We start from the raw sequence: 24,104 nt of genomic DNA, 5'->3' as shown, positions 1-24,104 counted from the left end.
CCGCGGGCGATCTCACGTCGTTCTCCCACGTGGTCGTGGATCGGCGCCAATGCCGATGAAGAGGGACTGAAATGCGCGGACCATTTGCGACGCGAGACGGCAACGGCGAACGGATGCTGCAAGGACTTGCACGCTTCCGTTCGATGTCGTTGCTCTGCGCGATGCAGATGGTCTTTCTGCCCGTCTTCAGCGTCCGCCTTCAGGCGCAGACGGCGAACGTCATCGTTCCGGACGGGCGCACCGGAACGAGCCTGCAGACCTCCGGCAGCGTCACCAACGTCACGACGTCGACGGTGTCGGGCGCCAACGCCTTCAACTCGTTCTCGCAGTTCGGCGTAGGGCAGGGCAACACCGTCAATCTGCAACTGCCGACCGGCACGCAGAACCTCGTCAACATCGTTCGCGACGCCCCCGTCTACGTCAACGGCACGCTGAACTCCTACATGAACGGGGCGATCGGCGGTAACGTCTACTTCGCCGATCCCAAGGGTTTTGTCGTCGGCCGCAGCGGCACCGTCAATGTCGGCAGCCTCAACGTCTCGACGCCGACGCGCGAGTTCACCGACAGCCTGATCGGCCCGGGTGGCGCGGTCAACGGCACCGCGGTCGGCAATTTGATGGCGGGCTCGTTCCCGGTCTCGCCTGACGGCAATATCAGGATCTACGGCCGGATCAACGCCATCGACGGCGTTCGCCTGACCGGGCAGAACGTGCTGGTCGGCGGCGCGAGCCAGCGCGACATCGCCAATCTCGATCACGCCGCGAAGTTCGCGGCGTCGGTCAATTCGAAGGGTCTGCGCAGCGCCAGCGCCATCACCGTCTCCAACGGCTCGATCCATATCGGCGCCGTCAACAAGGCGACGGTCAACGGGCGGCTGACCGCGCGCAGCAAGACCACGACGCCGAGCAACATCACCGTCACGGCCGGCAACGGCATCGAAGTCGGCAAGAACGCCAGGCTCACTACAGCCAGCAGGACCGGCGATGCCGGCAACATCACGCTGAAGACGCAAGGCGACCTGACCGTCAGGAGCGGCGCGAAGATCGATGCCGGCGCCGCCAGGGGCAATGGCGGTCTGGTCGACCTCAGCGCCGACGGCAGGTTCGATATCGGCGACAAGGTCCAGATCGATCTGGCGGCGCCGAACGGCAGGCACGGCACGCTGGTTCTCGATCCCGTCGACATCGTCATCGGAGACGCCTCGCAGGGCGATGCCAATGTCAACATGTCGAACGCGACGGTCGCGGCCGCGATCTCGGCCCTGAACGGTACCGGCACCTTCACGCTGCTGGCGAGCAATTCGATCACGATCGACCAGCACGGCCGGGTCGACGCCGGCGCCGGCGGCCTCAACGTCACCCTGAGCGCGCCGACGCTGACCCTGCTGGCCGGCAGTTACGTGCGCGGCGATACGGTGCTGCTGGATTCCGGCGTGAGCGGCTCCATCAACGTCAACGCTGCCGCCAATGGTGGCGCGCAGATCGTGGCGAATACCGCGCTGCAGTTCAATGCCGCGCACCTGATGCTGACCAGCACGGCTGCTGCGATCGTGGGCGACGGCACCGTCTCGGCCAACAGGACCGCAACAGGGTTCATCTCGAACGCGACGATTGCCCGGTACGCCGCCGCGATGAACGGGGCAGGCGATCTGACCGTGAGTGCGGCAACCTCCATCATCGTGGACGCCACCGGCATCGTCGATACCCGCGAGATCAGCGGCGGCCTTTCCACCGCCAGCTCGCTCGGCGTGACGCTGAAGGCGCCGACCGTCAGCGTTCTGGCCGGCGGCCAGGTCCTGACCAAGGCGATCAACGATTCCGACTCGGCCTTCACGACCGGCGACATCACCCTCGATGCCACCGGCACGCCCGGGGGCACCGTTTCGGTGGCCGGTACGCTGGCCGGCGGCATCACCACGCTGCAGGCCGGCGCCTCGGTCACGCTGGGTGCGACCGCCGTCATCGACACCCGCATTCGCGATTCCGACGGGTTTGCCGCCGCGAATTCGCAAAACGTCGTGTTGACCGCCCCGTCGATCACCGCATCGCAGGGCAGTCAAATTCTCGCCGGTGCGGTCAATGCCGACGGCACGACGACCTATGTGGGCGGCAACGTCAGGTTCGACGCGACGGGTTCCTCGAGCGGCGTCGTCTCGGCCAATGGCGCGATCGTCGGCGACAATGTCGACCTCTGGGCCGGTTCGACCGTGAATGTCGGCGCGCAGGCCACGATCGCCTCGTCGGTTCCGTTGGGCACGGCGGCGATCACGCTGCAGGCGCCGAACATCTCGGTCGCGACGGGGGCGGCGTTTTCGGCGCCGGGCGTCAACGACGGCGACCCGGTCGCGGGCGCGGTGGTCAACTACGCCCTGCAATCGGCATTCTCGGTCAACGACGCCACCAGCGTGCAGCAATACGTCGCCGCACTCAACGGCAGCGGCAAGATGAATTTGTCCTCGACGGTCTCGTTGGCCGTCGGCGCGGCGGGCGTCATCAGCGGCGGCAATCTGGACGTCACGCTGAGCGCGCCGTCGATCACGCTCGCAGGCGGCAGCAGCGTCAGCGGCAATGCCGTGTCCCTGCTGGCCGGCAACGACCTCAATATCGACGCCAGCCGGATCGGCGGTGCCCAGATTTCGTCGGCGACGCCGCTGCACCTGGCCGCGCCCACGCTCAGCCTCACCAACGGCGCCGCCGACGTCGTGATCGGCGATGTCGCTGCGGATGCCGCCGTCAATCTGACGAATTCCACGATCGCGAATTATCTCGCCGCCGGCCCGATCGAGACCTTCAGGATATCCGGCGCGTCGTCGATCGCGGTCGATGCCGCCGGCGTCATCGACGTCCGCCATCAGAGCGGAGGGGTTAGCAATGGAGCGCCGGCGAACATCGTCCTTGCCGCGCCGACCATCAGCATTGCCGCCGGCGCGTCCGTGCGTTCCGACGTCGTCAATTCCAGCAGCACGTTCTATTCGGCCGGCAACATCACGCTGACCTCGTCGAACATCACTGTCGGTGCCGGAACGTTGAACGGCGGCCTCGTGACGTTCAACGACGGACAGAGCGCGATCTATGTCGGTCCGTCCAGCGACCAGAACGCCGCCAACGCAGGCTTCCTCTCCAACGCCAGGATCGCGAGCTATTTGGCCGCGCTCGCCGGGTCGAGCACGTTCGGGCTTTCCGCCAGCAGCTCGATCTCGATCGACAACGGCGCCGTCGTCGCCGGTGGAAGCTCCCGCAACCTGAATTTTTCCGCGCCGACACTGACCTTCGCGGCCAACAGCACCGTGAGCGGCAACACCATTCTCCTGAACGCAGGCAGTGCCGGCGTCATCAACATCAACGCCGCCTCCAGCGGCGGGGCGCAGATCAATGCGCAAACGCCGCTGCAACTGACCGCTTCGCAGATCAACCTGAACACCGGCACCGCGACCGCCATGTTCGTCGGCGATGCCGGCACGTCGACAAACAATGCCGCGTCCGGGTTCGTCTCCAATGCGACGGTGGCGCGCTATGTCACCGCGATGCACGGCATCGGCACGCTGCAACTGTCGGCGTCGTCGTCGATCACGGTCGACGGTACCGGCGTCGTCGACGGCACCCAGATGAGCAACAACGTGTCCACCGGCAATTCGGTGAACCTGTTGCTGACCGCGCCGACGATCACGGTCGCCGCGCTGGGCAAGGTGGTTGCGCTCGCGGTCAACAGCGGCACGAGCTACACGTCCGGCACGGTCACCCTGAACGCAGCCGGCAGCGGCTCGGGTCTCGTCAGCGTCGGCGGCACCGTCAAGGGCGGCACGGTCTTGCTCAGTTCCAACCTGATCACGGTTGCGAACGGAGCGACGCTCTCGGCCGGCGCCAACGGCACGGTGATCTTCGCCTTCGACGAAGACCTGACGGTCAATAGTTCGTCGGGCAGCAACGGCTCAGGCGGTATCCTGTCGAACAACGTCATCGCCAACTATGTTGCCGCCATGAGCGCGGGCACCTTCGCGCTGTCGGCTGGGTCCCATGGCCTGACGCTGGCATCGACGGCATCCATCACCGCCGGCAACGGCATCGCAGTGGGTCTGTCCGGCGCCACGCTGAACGTCGTGTCCGGCGCGTCCATCAATGCAGTCACGGTCGGGTTCGGCTTCAACGAGGACAACATCGTCATCGCGGCGAGCAATCCGAACACGCCGGACTATGCGTTCGTCAGCAACAGCCAGATCGCGGCGCTGATTCTCGCGTCGGCCAACGCGACCAAGCTGACGATATCGGCGAACAAGCAGATCAACGTCGCAGCGTCTGGCATCATCGACACCCGCTTCCTCAACGCGCAGTCTCACTCTACGCACAATGCGCTGGGAATCGAGCTCGACGCGCCGATCATCACGGTCGCGACCGGCGCCCAGATCCTGGCCAAGGCGATCAATTCCGGCGGCAGCACCTTCACCGACGGTGACGTCACGCTGTCCGCGGCCTGGAGCACCAGCCTGATTTCGGGCCTTGCAAGTTCGACCACCAGCATCACGGTCGACGCGGCAACGATCACTGGCGGCAACGTTACCATTGCCGCCAACTCGTCGGCGTCGTCGAACTTCACCAGCAACGCCTTTGGGTATTTGGCCACGATCGGCGTGTTGCTCGCCGGGTTGGGCGTCAATGGCGGCTACGTCGCCGGCGAATCGACCGCAACGGTGGCGATCAATTCGTACGCCAACATCTCGGGATCCGGCAACGTCGCGATCACGGCAACGGGGTCGGAGACGGCGGCAGATCCCGTCGTCGCCGTGAGCGCGATTTCGCCGTTCGGCGCCTCCGTCGTGGTCGGCAGCGTGAAGGCGAACGTCTCGGTGACCGTCGCCGATCATGCGACGATCGCAGCCGGCGGATCGCTGCGGGTCGCTGCCGCCAATGATGCCACGCTGGATGTGTCAGCGCTGACCATCACGACGGCGGGGCAGTTCATCACGACCGTGGCCGTTGGCCAGGCCGACATCCAGACCCAGGCCATCGTGAACAGCCGCGCCAATATCAGCGCCGGCGCCGGCGGCATCAGCGTCACCGCGCGAAACGGCAATTCGTTCTCGACCAGCGCCACGGCGTTCGCCTTCAACCCGACGACCGGCTCCGGTGGCGTCGGCGCAGTCGCCGCCGTCAGCAATGTCAGCAGCGTGGCAACTGCGATCCTCGGCGCCGACGTCGGCAGTTCGAGCGCGGCGGCGCCGGGCCCGGTGCAGGTCTCGGCGTTTTCGGATACCAGCAAGAACGCGGTCAGTGCGTCCGTAACGCTGGGGCAGCCGGCCTTGGTCGGCGCGATCACCTCCGGCATCGCCGGTCTCGGGAAGGTGTCCGCCGGCGTTATCGGCGCCCTGATGTCCCCGCTGGTGTCGATCGAATTTCCGTTGAAGGTCGCAGGCTCGCTGTCGCTTGCCACCAGCAACCAGTCGGCCAATGCCGAGATCACCGCGATCGGCGGCGGCAACGCTCCGGCGATCTATTCCGCGGGCGACGTCAGCGTCGTCAGCCGGGTGATCGACGACCAGATCCGCAACAATTCGTCGTCCTCGGTCACCGTCAGCAATCCGAACAAGCCCGAAGCGGGCACCATCGCCGCTGCGGTTGCCTATGGCAGCTATAACCACAATTCGAATGCCTATGTCGGTCAGGATGTCATTGTCGACGCATCGCGGATCGCAGTGTCGGCCGATACAGAATTGCCGAACACCAACACCTGGGGCCAGTGGGACGGGCTGAGCGATACGCTCAGCCATCTCAACGCGAACTTCGGCGCGGTCAACAACGTCGTCACCACCTATGCCGACGCGACCGCGAGCGGCGGGAGCACGGCCAGCGTCTCCGGCTCCTTCGCCTATTTCGGCAATACCGACAACACCACGGCATGGATCGCGAGCGGCGCGAGCCTGACGTCGAACAAGACCACGACGGGTGCCTGGTCGACGCAGGTGGCCGACGGCAGCCAGAACGGCCTGACGGTGAATTTTGCCAGCAACATCACCGTTTCGGCGACGGCGACCAACAACTCGATCAACATCGGCGGCGTGTTCGGGCCTCTGGTGCTGATGCCCGGAGCGGATTCCGGCGGGGTGGCAGCCGGCGGCTCGCTCAACCTCATCATCTCGAGCAGCAATACCAACGCCGGCGTTTCCAACGGCGTCATGCTCAGCGCCAAGGACATCGCCGTCACCGCCATCACGACCGACCTGATGTTTGCGATCGCGCCGACGTCGGGTTCGTCGTCCGGCAGCATCGCGCTCAACGGCCTGACCTCGCTCGGCTTCATCGACAACGAGACCCACGCCTCGATCAGCTCGGGTGCCACGGTCACGGCGGCGACGATCGATGTCGAGGCCTATCAGAACATCTCGGTGCTGTCGCTCGCCGGCGCGATCCAGCTCAGCACCACCTCCGGCGTCGGCCTCGCGGTCGCCTATCTGACGGTCGACGCGGACACGGCCGCCTATATCGGCGACAATCACAGCGACATCCAGACGTTCAGCGGCGACGACGGCGGCGCCACATCCGCCGACGGCGGCGATATCACCAGCAGTGCGCTGACGATGCGCGCCGCAACCGCCGGCCGCCTCACGGTTGCTTCGGTCGCGGTGGTGGAATCCGATCCGTTCGCCCAGGTGGGCTCGGCGACCAAGGCCAAGTCGATCCTGTCGGGTTCAACCGGCATATTCGGGACGTCCGTGGCAAGCCAGCTCAACCGGGCCGCGGCGGCCGCTGCGTCCAAGTCCGGCAGCAAGTCGCCGAGCTTCAGCATCGATATCGCCGGCAGTTCGGCGGTCTCGCAGACCGGGATCGACACCACGGCCTATGTTTCCGGCGTCACGATCAATCAGACCAATCCCTACGCAGCCGGCGCTGCGCCGTTCGTGCAGGTCGAGGCGCTGAACTACACCATTCTGGACAACGGCTCCGGCGCAGCCGCGCTCAATTTTGCCGGCAGCAGCAACCCGAGCGCCGCCGTTGACGGAACCATCGCGGTCGCGATTTCGCAGAATTCGACGACTGCCTTCATCGCCAACACGACGATGAGCGACGAAGCCAGTGCCAGCGTCACCGCACTGACCGGCGGTTCGGAAACCGTGGTCGCGCTCGGGCTGACCGCGACCCGCACCGGGATTGCGGCCTCGGTCGCGGCCTCGGTCGCGCTGATCTCCGACAGCACCACGGCCTATATCGACAACTCGAACATGACCGGCGTCGCTGCCGGGACGTCGAACACGCTCGACGTCAACGCCTACCAGACCAGCAACATCGCGATCGGGGGCGGCTCGCTGTATCTGTCCGGCAGCACCAGCAGCAGCAGCGGCAGCATCGGCCTGGCGCTGACCTACGCGGAAATTCGCGATCCCGGCGGCAGCAAGGCCGTCGATGCCCACATCACCAATTCGCAAGTCAACGGATTCAACACGCTGGCCGTGATCGGCGACGACGCGGCCGTGATTGCGGCCGGCGCGGCTTCGGGCGGCCTCGGTGGCAACGGCTTGGCGGGCGCCATCGTCATCGACGTGATCAGCCCGACGATTGCGGCCTATGTCGGCGGCAGCACCATTACGATGTCGGCCGGCGGCACCGTCATCGTCAGTGCCCAAAGCGGCGACTCCTCCGATCTCGATACCGCGCTCCATAACCTCGCCAGCAGCACGAACAACGGCCAGGTCGCGCAGGACGATTGCAGCACTCCGAACGGCCCGCAGGCTTGCGTCGATTTCAACGGCGCCGCGCTCAACGGCGGCGTCGGGGCCGGGCCGGGCGCGGCGATCATGTCGGTCGCCGGCTTCGTCCAGGCCGGCAAGAACAATATCGGCGTAGCCATCGTCGCCGATGCCATTTCCACCACCCATTCGGCCTACATCACCCAGACGCTGATGACCGCGACGGGCGGTAGCGCGCTGGTGTCAGCGGAAGATTCCTCGAAGATCCAGTCCGTCGCGGTCGGATTTGGTCTTGCGACCGGGCAGTTTGCCGGGCAGGGCGGCGTCGTCGTCAGCACCATCAGGAACGACGTCTCGGCGGCGACCGGCGACGGCAACTCGACCCCCGCCAATACGGTGGTGAACGCCGGCAACGTCAGCGTCCGGGCGCTCGACAATTCTGCGATCACCTCCACGGCGGCAGTCGGGGGCGCCTCCACCCAGGGCAGCGCCGCCGGTCTTTCGATCGTCTACAGCGAGATCAGCAATCAGCTCAACGCCAACGTCACGGGCGCGAAGATCGTCGCCGGCGGCGACGTTGACGTCAGCGCTGCTTCGAACGCCACCATCTCGACGGTTGCCGTCGGCGTGGCCTTGTCGTCGCAGATCGGCCTTGCAGGATCGGTTGCGACCAATGTGATGGGCACCAACGTCACCGCCAGCATCAGCGGCGGCGCCGATGTGCTCGCCACCAACAATGTCGGCGTGCTCGCCGACAACACCGACGGCATCGCCGTATTTGCCGGCGCCTTCGCGATATCGAAGGGCGCGGCCGGCGGCGGTGGCTCGATGGTCACCAACTCGATCAACGGCAGCACGTCGGCCTATATCAGCGGGGCGGCCACCATGGTCGACGCGCTCGGCACCAGTTCGTCGGACGTCCTGTCGGTCAACAGCGGAACGCTCGCGCATGCGTTCAATATCGGCGGGTTCAGCGCGCCGACCGACGATATTCCCGATCTCAGCGAGACGCAGGAATCGGTGAAGGGTCTTGCCGTCGTTGCCAGCTCGCACCAGGCGGTGGTTGCCAACGTCGCCGGCCTCGCCTTGGGCAGCAGCATCGCAATCATGATCAACCCGATCGTGAACGTGATGCAGGGAACGACGAATGCCTATATCGACAGTGCCGGCATCGACACGCGGCTGACCAGTACCACGCCGGCGCCGCAAATCGACGTCGCCGCCAGCAGCTTCTCCTATTCGGGAACGTTCGGCGTCGGCGTCGCAGCGGTCACCGGTGGCGGCGGCGCCGCCGGCGGCGCCACCATCGTCAGCACGACGATGGCGCGCAAGACGTACGCCACCATCACCAATGCAACGATCGGCAACATCATCGCCGGCGCACCTGCGGTCGGAGCCGTCACCGTCAAGTCCAATGCGGAGCAGGATGCCTCCTCGATCGCGCTCGGCTTCAACAGCGGCTCGGTCGGGCTCAACGTCTTCAAGGCGACCACCGAAGCCTATGTCGATGGCGGCGCGCTCACCGCCACGTCGCTGTCCGTCAGGGCCGCCGACAGCACGGGCATCGCCTCGGCCAACGGCAGCGGCGCCTATGGCAGCCAGGCCGCCATCGGTGCCGCGTTCCTGGTGCAGGTCAGCGCCAACACCACCGAGGCCTATATCGGCGACGAGTTCCACTATCGCGGCAACAGCACGGGGACGCATACCACGGCGATCAACCTTGCCAGCACCGGTACCCTCGACGTCTCGGCCTCGACCACGGATAATTTCCAAGCTTATTCGGTCGGCGGCGCGGCAACGGGCGGCACCGCCGCCATCGCCGGCATGGCGAATATCGAAATCGCCAACAACACGACGATCTCCGGAATTTACGACACGACTGTGCAGTCGGTGAGCGGCGGTTCGGTCGGTGCGATCTCGGTCAGCGGGACCGAGACCGTGACCATCATGGAGATCGCCGGCGCGCTGTCGATCGCGGCGAGCGGGGCGGGCGTCGGCGTCGGCGCTGCGGCCAACGTCGTCTCCTTCCAGAGCTCGACCGTCGCGGAGACCCGCAACAGCAATTTGAATTCGTCCGGCACGATCAGCGTCGTCGGCCAGAGCACGCGCGAGGTCTCGTCCTACGCGGTGACCGCCGGCATCGGCGGCTCGGCCGGAATTGCCGCGACGATCGGGATCATCAACGTCGGCGTAAACCTTGCCGACGGCGCCGTGTTCGCCCAGCAGATGGGACAGCTCGGCGGCACCCTGGGCGCAACCAATTCGGGAACCAATTCCGACCAGGGCAGCAACGCGGTCGCGAGCGGCACCGTGGGGTCTCCGTCCGGAGCGCACGCCAGTTCGACATACGATGTCAGCACGGCGCTGAACGGCGGTGCCGACGGTGTGACCGCGCAGATCGACGGCGGTCACATCATCGCCCATGAAATCGACGTGGGCGCGACCAGCGCCACCAGCGCACAGATGTTCCTGCTCGGGGCCGGCTTCGGCAAGAATGCCGGCGTCGGTGCCGCGATCGGCTTTGCCACCGTCGGCAGCAACGTCCTTGCGAGCCTCAACCCCATCACGGCGGTGGCGCCCACCATCAACGTGCTGGCGACGGTGCAGGACGCGAGCGGCGGCGCGCGTCCCGGCCGGACCATCGACATCCAGTCGATCGCCGGTGGCGGAGCGCTTTACTTCGGTGGCGATGCAGCCGTCGCCGAGGATGACGTCGCCAACGTGGTCACCGCGCAGATCGGCGGGCAGGTCGCGGGAACCAGCAGCACCGCCGCCACCATTAATGTCGGCGCCCGCGACACCTCTTCGCAGCGCGCCCAGACCGAAGGCGCCTCGGTCGGCATCGCCGCGGTCGGCGCTTCGGTCACGTCGGCCCAGAAGACCAGCCTCGTCACCGCGCAGGTGATGGGCAGCGCCAATATCACGGCCGCCAGCCTCGGCGTGAACGCCTCCAACGCCGGCATGTTGTGGGCCTATTCGGTCGCGGCCTCCGGCGGCGTCATCAGCGGCAACGGATCGACCGCCTCCGCGACGGACCTCGCAAACGTCACGGCGCGGGTCGGCTCCAGCGCCAGCATCACGACCAGCGGCAGCAGCGGCCTGACCATGACCGCGACCGACACGCCGGATGCGGAGGCCAATGCGCTCGGCGTCGTCGCAGGCGCTGCCGCCGTCGGCGCTTCGGTCGCGACCGCGACCGTGAACTCAACGGTCACGGCGGAAGTGCTGAACAACGCCGCGCTGACCGGTAACGTGACGGTCTCGGCCTACGAGCGCGTCCAGGACGGCGGCAACGCGGCCTACACCAACGCGGTCGGCGCCTCCGGCGCTGTTCTTCTCGGGCTCCAGGCAACGGCGTCGCTTGCCTCCAACTCGTCCAGCGTTGCCGCCACGATCGGTGACGACGTCACGCTGTCGTCCGGTAACGTCACGGTTCTCGCCCAGAACACCACCGGCCAGAGCGCCAATGCCACCGGTATCGCGGCGGCGGGAATCCTGGCGGTCGGCGTGGTGGTGGCCAATGCGACCTCGGGCACGACAACGACCGCGACGATCGGCAACAACACGGACGCCTCCAACACGGGCGTGGTGAAGATCTCCGCCATCGGCACCGACAACAACTACGTTCACGCGCTGTCCGGCAGCGGCGGTTTTGTCTCCGGAAACGGCGCCTCGGCGAACACGTCGGACAGTTCGACCGTCATCGCCGGCATCGGTAACGGCAACCGCGGCGCCACGACCTCCAGTTCCGACAATTTCATCTCGGTGGCGTCGCTGGCGATCCTTGCCACCCACATCGACAATTACACGACGATGGCCGACACCGGGCAGGCCGCCGCCTATGGCGCCAGCGGCGCGGCGTCGACCCACAACGCCAATTCGGTGGTGACGGCGGGGATCGGCATCAACAATACGATCGGGGTGAGGGGCACCAGCCCCGGCCATTGCGACGTCTCGGATTGCGCCCCCGACCTGACCATCACGGCCAACAACATCTTCAACGAGGTCGGCACCGGCTCCAGCGCCAATGCGGGCGCCGGCGGCGGCATCAACGGCGTCGGCGCCACCAGCGCCATCACGCTGACCGGCGTGACGACCGTCGATATCGGCAAGAACACCCACATCGCCACGGGCACCGACACGGTCTCGAACCCCGGCAACATCAAGATGCTCGCCACCAGCACGATCACCGGCACCGACCGCGTGACGCTGGTCACCGGCGGCGGCATCGAAGGCGCCGGCGTCTCGTCGTCGCTGCACGCAGATGTCGACAACAACATCAATATCGGCTCGGCCACGGCCTTTGATTCCGGCGCGCTGACATCACCGTCCTCGGCCACGGCGGACCAGGTGTGGATCACCTCGTTCGGCACGATCGGGGCCGGCACCTACACCATGTCGTCCGCCAACACCTCGTCCAACGCCAACACCTACGGCGTTGCCTTCGTCGCCGCAGCAGCCTTCGCCAACACCAACATCACGACCAACCAGAACATCGTGGTTGGCGCATCGGTGCTGACCGCGTTCGACAACATCAATCTCACGGCCGGCCGGAGCCCGGATGGGCTGACGTCCACCACCATGCAGGATGACGCCTCCGCGATCAGCTTCACACGCGGCCTCATCGCGGTGCCGGATGCGCGCGCGTCGTCGACGCTCACCAACAACACCAATGTCACCATCGCGGCCGGCGCATCGGTCAACAGCGGCCAGAACATCGTCGCCGGCGGTTATGCCGGCGTGGTCAACGCGACCGCGACCGGCAGCGGTCACGGCTACGAGCTCGGCTTCATCCCCGCCAGCGACGGCCACAGCGACCCCAGCAACAACGCCCACGCCGAGCTGGCGGTCAACGGCACGCTGACGGCCGGCATCTACAACTCGCTGCTGATCACCATCTCCTGCGACAACAGCGCCAGCTGTCTCAGCGTGGCGCCCGGCGGCGCGCCGTTCAGCTTCAGCTATACCAACGCCTTCGACGGCACCACGCTGATCAACAGCCATTTCGACCAGGAGACCCGCGGCACGCTGCTCAACGGCCTGAGCACCTCGGGCAACGCGTTCGCGCTGGGACAGTTGTTCGCCTCGGGCGGCACCGTCACCCTCAACGCGGACCACATCACCGGCAGCGGCACCGTCACCGCCAGGGGCGCGCCGACGATCTCGGTGAACAACGCGAGCGACGCCAATCTGGTGCTCACCGGCGCCTATATCGGGATTGCCGCAGCGGGCGACATCTTCTTCACGGGAGCGGCCAGTGGCTTTGCGGCCGGAACGTCGGCGACGCTTCACGCCAACGCGAATACGAGCGGGATTGCCACGATCGCGATCAACAACTCCTACAACCCGCCCGACTACGACCTGAGCGTCAACGGGCCGACGCTGCTGATCCTCGGCGACGTCACCAACGTCAATGGCCTCGTGACCGTCAACAACACGCTCGGTTCCTACGGTCTGTCGGCCAATCTGACCGGCCAGCAGGTGCAGATCACCGTTCCGAACGGCGCGGTCGCGGTCTCGGCGAATGATGACTCCGGCATGTATATCGCCGGCGGCGCGCCATTCTCGGAATGGGCGAGCTTCATGGTGTACCCGGGCGGCAATCCGGCGAGCGGTACGCCGATCGGCAACATCGCAGCCGCGTACCTCGCGAACGCGTTGTTCCCGAATGCCGGCAGCGCTGCCGCCCTGAACAGGGACCTCTACGGCGAAGTTGGTGATTCCGGGACGAAGGTCGACGGCTCGCCGGCCAATATCAGCATGATCCTGTTCGGCAACTGCGTCATGTACGTCAGCGGTAATTGCATCCCGTACCAGACCCAGTACGCCTCCAACTGGAATGGGGTCGTCAGCCTGTCGCAGAATTACGATTTCAATGTCGGCGGTGACGACGCGATGCAGCCGTACATCTCGTACTTCTCGCTGACCAAGTCGACCGACGCGACCCAGAGCGTCTCCCAGCAATACGCGTCGGCGAATCTGAGCCGCAGCCTCTCGAGCTTCCAGATCTACGGTGCCCAGGTCGCGATCAAGGCCAGGATCATCGACGTCAACGGCAAGATCACCGCCGGACGCCAGACCAATTACAGCATCAATCTGGACTCGAGCCTGTCTGCGCCCGCCGTCGTCACCACGACGACGACCAGCACCGGCGACGACAACTCGTTCAGCTGCATGTACTTCCAGACCGGCTGCGCGACGACGGTGACGAACTCGAGCGTCTCGGGCGGATCCATTTCCGTCTTCGAGTACAACTACCAGAAGGACGTCCTGACGAATCCGACCACCAACCCGCTGATGACGCTGGTCTATGACCAGTTCGGTGCGCCGCTGGCGACCTACAACGCCGCGACCAACCAGATCACCGTCGCCAACATCAACGCGTCCTCCGGCGGCGGCAGCGTGCTGCTCGACGGCAAGATCATCAGCACCAACCAGCTCGGCAACATTCACGTCAACGGCGGCTACGGCAGCGTCAGCATCAACAACCAGACCGGCCTCGACCTCGTGGTCAAGGGCGTCAACACCGGCAACACGGCCGCGGCCGCGGCGCTGACCAGCACGGTCACCCTGGTCGATCGCAACATCACGTCCGGCAACAACACCTCGACCTACGTCTATTCGCCGGCGACCAACGCCATCAACCTCTACAAGACCGCGGACGGCGCACCGCCCAACACCAGTGTCGGCTGTACGGCCGCGAACAATTGCTCCACGACCTCTGGTTCGGACGGATATTACGATCCGGTTTCGGGGCTGCGCTTCCAGTGGGTGCAACAGGCATCGATCCATCGCGGCACCACGACCATCGATCCGGCCACCGGCCTTCCCGTCCTCACCATCGGCGACTACTCGGACTGGCAATTCACCGGCGACGTCAATCAGCCCTGGTCGTATGTCGCAGCGGACGGCACGCTCTCGTCGACGCCGCAGGGAACGATCACGACTGGCAATTCGACGAGCCTGCCGGTGTTCCAGGAAACCATCAGCGGGACCGTCAACCAATACCAACAGAGGAACATCGCCTATGGCCATTGTGACGGAACCTCTTGCAGCTATGGCTTCCACCAGAACGGTTCCAGCACCGGCGATTGGAACTACAATCTGGTCTACGACGGCACGCTGACCATCACCTCGTCGGTGAAGGCGGACAACCGGTTCGGGATCAATTTCGGCGGCAACGCCAGCGGCACGGTGAACATCGCCTCGAACGGCAACGTGATTTTCACAGGCGGCATCGTCAATCCGAACGGCGCGCTGTCGGTGAACTCGTCGTCGCAGCAGCAGCTCTTCAACACGACGACCGGCGGCAGCATCTCGCAGACCTCGACGGGCTCGATCCTGACCCAGAGTGCGAGCTTCAACGCCTCGGGAGGCATCGGCTCGCTGGCGGCTTCGATCAACGCGACGCTGTCCAACACCGGATCGGCACCGGGGGCGCTATCGGCGCAGGCCGGCGTCGGCGGCGTCTATTTGAACCTCGCCTCGGGCGCCACGCTCGGGCAGGTGTCGTCGGGCAACGCCAACAGCGGCTTCGGCGACGTCAACATCACTGCCACCGGCGATCTCGTCGCGGGCGCCAATGCGCAGGTCACCGGCCGCAACATCTCGCTGATCAGCACGCTCGGTGCCGTCGGCTCGATCACCAACCCGCTGTCGATCAGCGCCAATGCCTCGCAGCAGGCTGACGGCTCGTATAGCGGCGGCATCGTCAACGTCGTGGCCCATGGCGACATCGGCCTGACCCAGACCGCGGCGTCCTCGGCCTATTCCAGCGATCTGCGGGTTGGCCTGATCGCGTCGGCGAGCGGCGACGTGCTGCTCAACGTGCCCTATGGCACGATCCTCGACGCGAGTGGGCAGACCGCGTCGCAAACGCTGACGTCGGCGCAGGTCGCGGCGGTGTCCTCGGCCCTGCACCTGACCGCGCTTGATGGCGCCAACGACACCGCGCTCGCGAGCGTCATTGCCTTCTCCAACACGGTGAACCGCGATCTCCTGGCTTATAGCGTGCTGTTGCTGCATGGCACGATCCAGGCCGGCTCGGCGCCGCTCGGCGCGTCCGGCATCTCGCGTCTTGCCATCGGCGTGCTGAACTCGACCGACTACGCCACCTTCCAGAGCCTCACGGCCGCGGCCAATGCCACGATCGCGGCGGATGGCACATTGACATTGACGGCGAACGGCATCGCCCAGTTCAAGGCCGCGGCGGCCACCGCGCTTGGCATTGCCAACCCGACATCGGCGCAAATCCAGACCTACGCCAACAGCCAGTACCAGGCCTATGCGTCGGCGATCCAGAGCTACGCCAATGCGCAAGGCACCTACGTGCTGTCGAGCGACCTGGCCTCGATCGCGACCTATGCGCCAACGGCCCTGTCGGCCACGGACTATACCAAGTTCCAGACGTTGACCTCGAACGGCGCGACGCTGGGGACCGGCGGGGTTCTGGCCCTGACCGTGGCCGGCGTTTCGGCGAACGCCTCGGCGGCGCTCGGGTCGACGGCTTATGCCGCTTTCCAGGTGCTGACCTCGAGCACCAACGCCACGATCGGATCGGATGGCACGCTGACCCTGACGGCGACCGGCATCAACCAGTTCAGGGCGGCGGCGGCCGCTGCCCTTGGCATCGCCAACCCGACATCGGCGCAGATCCAGAGCTACGCCAATAGCCAGTACCAGGCCTACGCATCGGCGACCCAGAGCTACGCCAATACGGCTTATCAGGGCTACAAGAACACCATTCAGGCTTACGCGCCGACGCTGTATCTGCCGATCGCCACGGTGTTTGGACAGGCCTACGGGTCGAGCTGGAAGACCAATGCGCAGGTCGCCAACTATGCGACGAATGCGGCGGCCCTGCTGACGCTCAACACCTATGGTACCGTCGTCAACGGCGTGTTCACGCTGAGCACGGGCGCGATCGGCGATGCCGCTGTCGCCCACTACGCGTCCGCCGGACTGACGTCGACGCAATACGGCCTGTTCCAGACGCTGACCTCTGCGCAAAACAGCTCGGTCAACAGTGGCGTTCTCACGCTGACGACAGCGGGCGTGGCCTACTATGCGTCGTCCGCGCTGGGCTCGGGCTCCGCCGGCTATACCGCGTTCCAGAATCTGACCTCGGCCGCCAACGGAACCGTCAGCAACGGCGTGCTCACGCTGACCGCGGCCGGCGTCACCTTCTTCACCGCGGCTGCGGCCGCGGCGCTGCATGTTGCCTCGCCGTCGCAGGCGCAGGTCCAGGCCTATGCCAACGCGCAGTACCAGAGCTACGCGCAGAGCATCCAGACTTACGCCAACGGCCAGTATCAGGGCTTCGCGACGACGATCCAGTCTTACGCCACGGCCCAGTACCAGCCGCTGCAGACGGCGACGACGTTCAATGCCACCCCGGCGGTCGCGTTCTCGCTGCTGAGCGCCAGTGGCTCGCTTCAGAACGGCACCTTCGTCCTGACCAACAGCGGCATCCTGAGCTACGCCAAGAGCGCGCTGTCGAGCACCAACTATGCCCAGTTCGCCAATCTGCTCAGCAACGGGACGCTGAGCGGCGGCACGTTCCAGCTCAGTGCCAGCGGTGTCTCCTCGCTCGCCCAGACGGCGCTGACGCAGGACTACCAGAACTTCGAGACGCTCTATGCCAACGGCTCGCTGGTGAACGGCGTCTGGACCCTGACCGCCGCGGGCATCGCGGCCTTCCGCCAGGCGGCGTCGACCACGCAAAATCCGAACCCGACCGACGCGCAGGTGCAGGCCTACGCCAATGCGCTGTACCAGTCCTATGCGACGAACATCAACGGCGCGGCGAATGTGCAGTATCAGGGCTACCTGACGTCGATCTCGACCGCGGCGAGCACCGCCTACCGGAATTTCGCCGCCGAACTACTGGCGCAATACAACCAGCAAAACCCCAACAACCCGATCGCGATCACCGATCTGCTCGGATCGACGGCGACCTACAGCGCCGCCAATGCGATGCAGTTCCTGCAGACCTTCGCGTTCCTGCTTCCCAGCGCTGACAGGACGACGTTTGCAAGCCTGATGGCGCTCGGGCAGATCCAGAACGGCACGTTCGTGCTCAACAACGTGGCGTCCTATGCCCAGACCGGACTGAGTGCCGCCAACTATAGCGCTTACACCGCGCTGCTGGCCTCGGGCACGCTGTCGAACGGTGTGCTGGCCCTGTCGCCGGCAGGCCTGAACGGCATGGCGCAGGCCCAGCTCACGCCGAACTACCAGTCCTACGTCAACCTCACCACCAGCGGCTCGTTGCAGAGCGGCAACTTCGTCTTCAGCAGCGCCGGCGTTCTGGCCAACGCGCAGGCCGGCGTGACCGCCGCCTACAATTCGTTCCAGCAGTTGATGGCCAACGGCGCGGTCGTCAATGGCGTGTTCACGCTGTCGAGTAGCGGCCTTGCGGCCTACACGTCGATCGCCGCGGCAGCGCTGGGCGTCGCCAACCCGACCGCGTTGCAGGTGCAGACTTACGCCAATCAGCAGTACCAGAACTCGCTGTTCAGCAGCGCCAACCCGATCTACCAGTCGTACGCCCAGTCGATCAGTTCAGGCGCCCAGGCGCAGTACACGGATCTGGCCAACAAGGTCTTCCTCTACCTGCAGCAGCAGGACCAGCAGGGCTGCAGCGGCTTTGGTGGCTGTTCGGGCCCGATCCTGACCCCGGGGCAGACAACCGCCACGGATGCCCAGGTGGCGCAATATGCCAGCCAGGCACTGTACGGCACCGACTTGCAGAACTATCAGACGCTCACCGCCAACGGCACGGTCACCAATGGTGTGCTGACGCTGAGCGCAGCCGGTCTCGCGCCGGTGTCTGTGCAGGTGCTCTCCGCGCCGCTCGCGACCGCGTTCACCTCGCTTCTGAGCACCGGCTCACTGCAAGGCGGACAGTTCGTGCTGAGTTCGGCGACAGTCCTGCAGAATCTTCAGACGCTGGCGACCGGCGGCAGCGCGGCGTCCGGGCAGTTCCAGTTCAACACCGCAGGTATCCTCGCCAATGCGTCGACGGCGCTCGGCAGCAATCCCTTGCAGCAGCTCCTGGCGAGCGGTTTGGTCCAGACGACGACGGTGAACGGGGTGTCGACTTCGAGCTTCGTCCTCAGTGACCCCGGCGTGTCCTATTACGCCTCGGCGGCGCTGACGGCCGCGAACTACCTGACGTTCCAGGGGCTGACCGCGAGCGCCAATGGCGAGGTCGTCAACGGCGTGCTGACGCTGTCCGCCGCCGGTATCGCCCAATTCTCGGCAGCGACGGCTGCGGCGCTGCACCTGGGCACGACGGCGCCGACGGCGGCGCAGGTCCAGGCCTATGCCAACAGCCAGTACCAGGGCTTCGCGACGACCATCAAGACCTACGCCAATTCGCAGTATCAGAGCTACGGCAGCACGTTCTCGTCCTACGCCAACGGCCAGTACCAGCCGCTGCAGCAGGAAGTGCTGACCTACGCAGCGAACAACCTCAACATCGTGGTTGACCTCGCGAGCGGTACGTACCGGACCAGCTTCGATTACAGCAATACTTGCCAGTACAACAATTGCTCTGCGCCGGCGCCGATCACCAATGCTGTTCTGGCCGACTGGGCCCAGCAGGCGCATGCGGGAACGAACGTCAACAACCCGTTCAGCAACGGCTATGGCACGATCTCGACCGCGGACTATAACAGCTTCATCGCGATGCTGGGGCAGGGGACCGTGCAGTCCGGAGCGCTGATGCTCAATGCGGCCGCGCTGCAAGGCTACTACTCGAACCAGGCGTCGAGCGCGGCGATCCTGAATCAGTCGTATCTGGTGTTCCAGACCATCGTCGGGGCCGGCAACAGCACGATCCAGAACGGCGCGCTGACGCTGACCGCGGCCGGCATCACCAACGTTGCGGCTGCCGCCGTCGCCTTCCTCGGAAACAATCCGACCAATGCACAGGTGCAGGCCTTCGCTGCGCAGTCCTATGCGACTGACCTGGCGTCAATCCAGGGCTACGCGGCGGCCCAGTACCAGTCCTACGCCACGTCGATCAGCGCCTACGGCAACACGCAGTACCAGGGCCTCGTTCAGACCATCCAGAGCTACGCCAATACGCAGTACCAGGCGAACGTGACGACGATCCAGGCCTACGGCAATTCGCAGTACCAGACCCTCACGGCCAACGGCACGCCGCAGGTGAGCGACGGCATCCTCAGCCTGGTGGCCAACTCCGTCTACTCGACGGGACAGATCGTCTCCACGCTGAGCAATGCCGCGTTGCTGCCCTCGGCCGGGACCGTGGGGACGAATGTCACGGCCAGCGTTGTCGGCCGTAACGTGACGCTGAATGCCGGCAACAGCGTCGGCAGCACCGCGCCCAGCGTCTCGATCGGCCTGACCGACTTGAAGGACGGCACGATCACCACGACGCAGCAGGCCGCGCTGTCGGTTGCGACCACGCCGGGCTCGATCACGTTCAGCGCGACGGTCAGCAACCAGGTTCTGGCCGGTATCGACCTTGCCCATCTGCCGGCCGGCGTCACCGTCAATGGAAACACGCTCAGCGGCCTGACGCTGGGCAGTCTGCCGAACGGCGTGACGGTCAATGATCTGAACTCCGTCGAACTGGCGCAGACGGCGCCGCTCTACGTCAACGCCAGCGGCACCTTCAACGCGACATCAGGCGCCGCGTTGTACGTCCAGGCGGCCGCGAGTGACGGACACCCGGTGGCGAGCCTGACGATCGGTCAGATCACCGCGGGTGGGGACGTCACCTTGCTGGCACCGCAGAGCATCCTGGTGGCGACGAACTCCTCCGGCGCGGCGCTGTATGCCAATCAGGTCGTGATCAACCCGGCCGATGCTGCGATCGGCAATTTGACGCTCGCCGCCACAAACGCGATCGGCTCGGCCGCCAATGCGTTCACCTATCATGTCAACGGCAAGCTGATCTCGGCGCAGGCCGGTACCGACGCCTATCTGACTGCAACCGGCGGCGATGCCATCTTCGGCAAGGTGTTCGCCACGGACACCGTGTCGCTGACCGCGACCAACGGCAATATCGACAGCTATCTGGCTGGTGTCACGATGGCCGCCAACAACATCATCCTTGACGCATCGGGTGATGTCGGTACGCAGAACACGCCGTTCACGGTTCAGGTCGGCGCCACCGGCCTGCTGAGCGGCACGATTGCAGGATCCGCCTTCATCTATAGTCCGACGCTGGCGACGCAGAACCCGGTGTCGCTCAACGTCGGCAATTTGACGGCCGCCAACGGGCTGACGCTCATCAGCGATGCCGGCATCTCGTTCGGCGGCGCCGCGGGTTCGTCGCTGGGATCGGTCACGGTCTGCTCCGGTCCGTGCCTGACCGGATCGACCGCGGTCGGCGCATCGATCACGATGAGCGCGAATGCCTCGATCCTGTCCGGGCAATCGATCAGCCTGACCGCGCCCGGCGATATCGTGCTCGGCGAGCTGATTTCGACCGCCAATCCGTCTTCGGCCGCGACCGTCATCACGATCAACAGCACCGGCGGCGCCATCACGGCCAATGGCGATGGCCACACCAATATCACCGCGACGGCCGCGAACGCCGAGGTGTCGCTCTCTGCAAACAGCATCGGCACCTCGACTCAGAAGGTCGGCGTCGACACGCCGCTGCTGACGGCGACTGCCGGCACCGGAGGAATTTACCTGAGTTCGGTCGCCGATCTCGATGCGGTCCAGCTGTCGGCAATCCACGGGTCGGTCGATATCGTCTCGGGCGGCAAGTTGAGCCTCGACAGCGTCCTGGCGGGTACGGCCAATGGCGCGAGCGGCACCATCACCGCCAAGACACTGACGCATGCGGGCGACGTCGTCATTGGCACGGCGACGAGCAGTGGCGACATGACGGTCGACAGTGCCGGCGCCCTTCGTTTCACGCAGCTCGGCACCACGGCCGGAGCCATCGAGCTGACTGCCTACGCCGCCGTCAATGGCGGGACGCTCGACGCGGCGGCTGGGCTCGGCGTCACCTCGACCACCGACAGCATCACGCTGGCAACCGCCAGAAGCGGCGGCTCGCAGACGATCCAGGCCGACCAGAACGTCACCTTCAACAGCCTGACCGCGACCGGCATCACCGGCGACGTCGGCAGCATCACGGTCAACGCCATCAATGGCTTCGTGCTGGCGCAGACCGTGCTCGTGAGCGGGACGGCGACGCAGGGTTCGGTCGCGGCCAATGGCTCGGCCTCGCTGACATCGGGAACAACCAGCACGGGCAGGGTGCTGACGGCGACCACCGGATCGGGCTCGATCGGCGGCGGCGGCCTGGTCGATTGGACCTCGTTCACGGCGGGCACAACGCTGAGCGTGTCCTCGACGGCCGACAGCATCACCTTCCAGACCGCGCAGAGCGGCGGCACGCAGACCATACACGCCCACGACAACGTGACGTTCAACGCGCTGACCGCCACCGGCATCGCTGGCGATACCGGCAGCATCAGCGTCACCGCCGACAGCGGCTTCATCCTGGCCCAGACCGTGACGTCAGGCGGTGTGACGACGCTGGGCTCGATCTCGGCCAACGGCTCGGCGGCGCTCGTTGCCGGCACGACCGTCACCGGCAACACGCTCGCAGCCACGACCGGTTCGGGCCTCCTGACCGCCGGCGGCCCGGTGAACTGGAACACGCTCAACGTCGGCACGTCGCTCGGCATGGCGGCGAGCCTGGGCAGCATTACCTTCGAGACCGCGCAGAGCGGCGGCACGCAGACCATCCACGCCCATGACAACGTGACGTTCAACGCGCTGACCGCCACCGGCATCACCGGCGATGCCGGCAGCATCAGCGTCGCCGCCGACAGCGGCTTCATCCTGGCCCAGACCGTGACGTCAGGCGGCGCGACGATGCAGGGCTCGATCTCGGCCAACGGCTCGGCGGCGCTCGTTGCCGGCACGACTATCACCGGCAACACGCTCGCAGCCGCGACCGGTTCGGGCCTCCTGACCGCCGGCGGTCCGGTGAACTGGAACACGCTCAACGTCGGCACGTCGCTCGGCATGACGGCTAGCGTGGGCAGCATCACCTTCCAGACCGCGCAGAGCGGCGGCACGCAGACGATCCACGCCCATGACAACGTGACGTTCAACGCGCTGACCGCCACCGGCATCACCGGCGATGCCGGCAGCATCAACGTCACCGCCGACAACGGCTTCATCCTGGCGCAGACCGTGACATCGGGCGGCATGACGACGCAGGGCTCGGTCGCGGCCAACGGTTCGGCCACGCTGATCGCGGCACTGTCGAACACCGGGCATAACCTCACGGCGACCACCGGCGATGCGACCCTGCGCGGCACGGTGATCCGCTGGGACAACCTCAATGTCGGCGGCTCGCTCGGTATTACCGCGACGACGGGCGGCATCGATCTCGCAACGGCCGTCAGCGGTGGCACGCAGACGCTGCACGCCGTGACGGATATCGGCTTCACCCACCTCACCACCACCGGCATTCCGGGCGATGCCGGAGACATCAATCTCACGTCCGACACCGGCTCGCTCCGCGGTGGATCGATCTCCGCCAACGGCGACACGCATTTCGACACGGCCGGCTCGATCACGCTGGACCGCATCCGGGGCAGCACGATCAAGCTGTCCTCGCGGGGCGACCTGACGATCGGCTTCGTCAGCGTGGTCAGGGAACTCGACCTCGCGGCCGATACCATCAACGTCACGGGCGAGCAGATCCGCTCGACGCCGCCGATTCCGCTGATCATGAACGTGACCGGCTATCACGGCGGGACGGCGACGTCGGCCAACATCTCGCTCGATCCGGACAGCATCGTCGTCAATCAGTTCAACGTGGTGGATGCCAACTTCCTGACCGATGCCCGCGCCGTCTCGATCCTGAACGGCTATGTGCCGGGTCAGCTCGTTCTGACCACAGCGACCGAGCAGGTGCTGCTGAACAATCGTTCGCCGGCGCCGACGAGCTGGCCATCACTCCAGCTCTATCAGCCGGGCGGCGTGTTCGCGATGAGCCAGGTCGGCAACGCCAATGTCAGCAACGCCTATGTGGTGTTCTACACCGGCGACATCTCGGCGACCGTCACCAATTACGGAGCGACCCATACCTGCTGCAACGACTACACCGGCGCCAGCATGATGCGTAACATCGCCATCGACGGCGAGGGCTATGAGAGCATCGACACCTGGCTGGCGCAGAAGAGCGGGGGAACGTTCTATCAACTCGGTCTCTCCGGCCATGCGCGGCTCGACGCATTGCTGTCGCCGCGACCGGTCGAGGCCATCGGGTCCGGTCCCGCGGTGAACATCGAGGGGCTGAGCGACATGCGCAAGCTGCGCCGCCACGGGCAGCGCACGGGGCGTCCTGGCTGGAAAGATGCCGCAGTCGGCGTCATGACGAAGCCGGCAGTGAGCCGTCTTGCGGAAGCGTGGTAG

The 24,104-nt window shown here is 65.9% G+C and carries 1 protein-coding gene; it reads left to right on the top strand.

Annotation, left to right across the window (positions count from 1 at the left end):
• The first annotated feature begins 71 nt into the window (after positions 1–71).
• The gene (locus tag QY049_RS07555; RefSeq protein ID WP_301269236.1) at positions 72–24,104 is read left to right on the top strand and encodes a leukotoxin LktA family filamentous adhesin; all 24,033 of its coding nucleotides are present in this window, start codon (positions 72–74) and stop codon (positions 24,102–24,104) included.

Source organism: Bradyrhizobium sp. WYCCWR 13022, from assembly GCF_030435535.1.
Lineage (GTDB): Bacteria > Pseudomonadota > Alphaproteobacteria > Rhizobiales > Xanthobacteraceae > Bradyrhizobium.
This window is presented reverse-complemented; position numbering and strand designations above follow the sequence as displayed.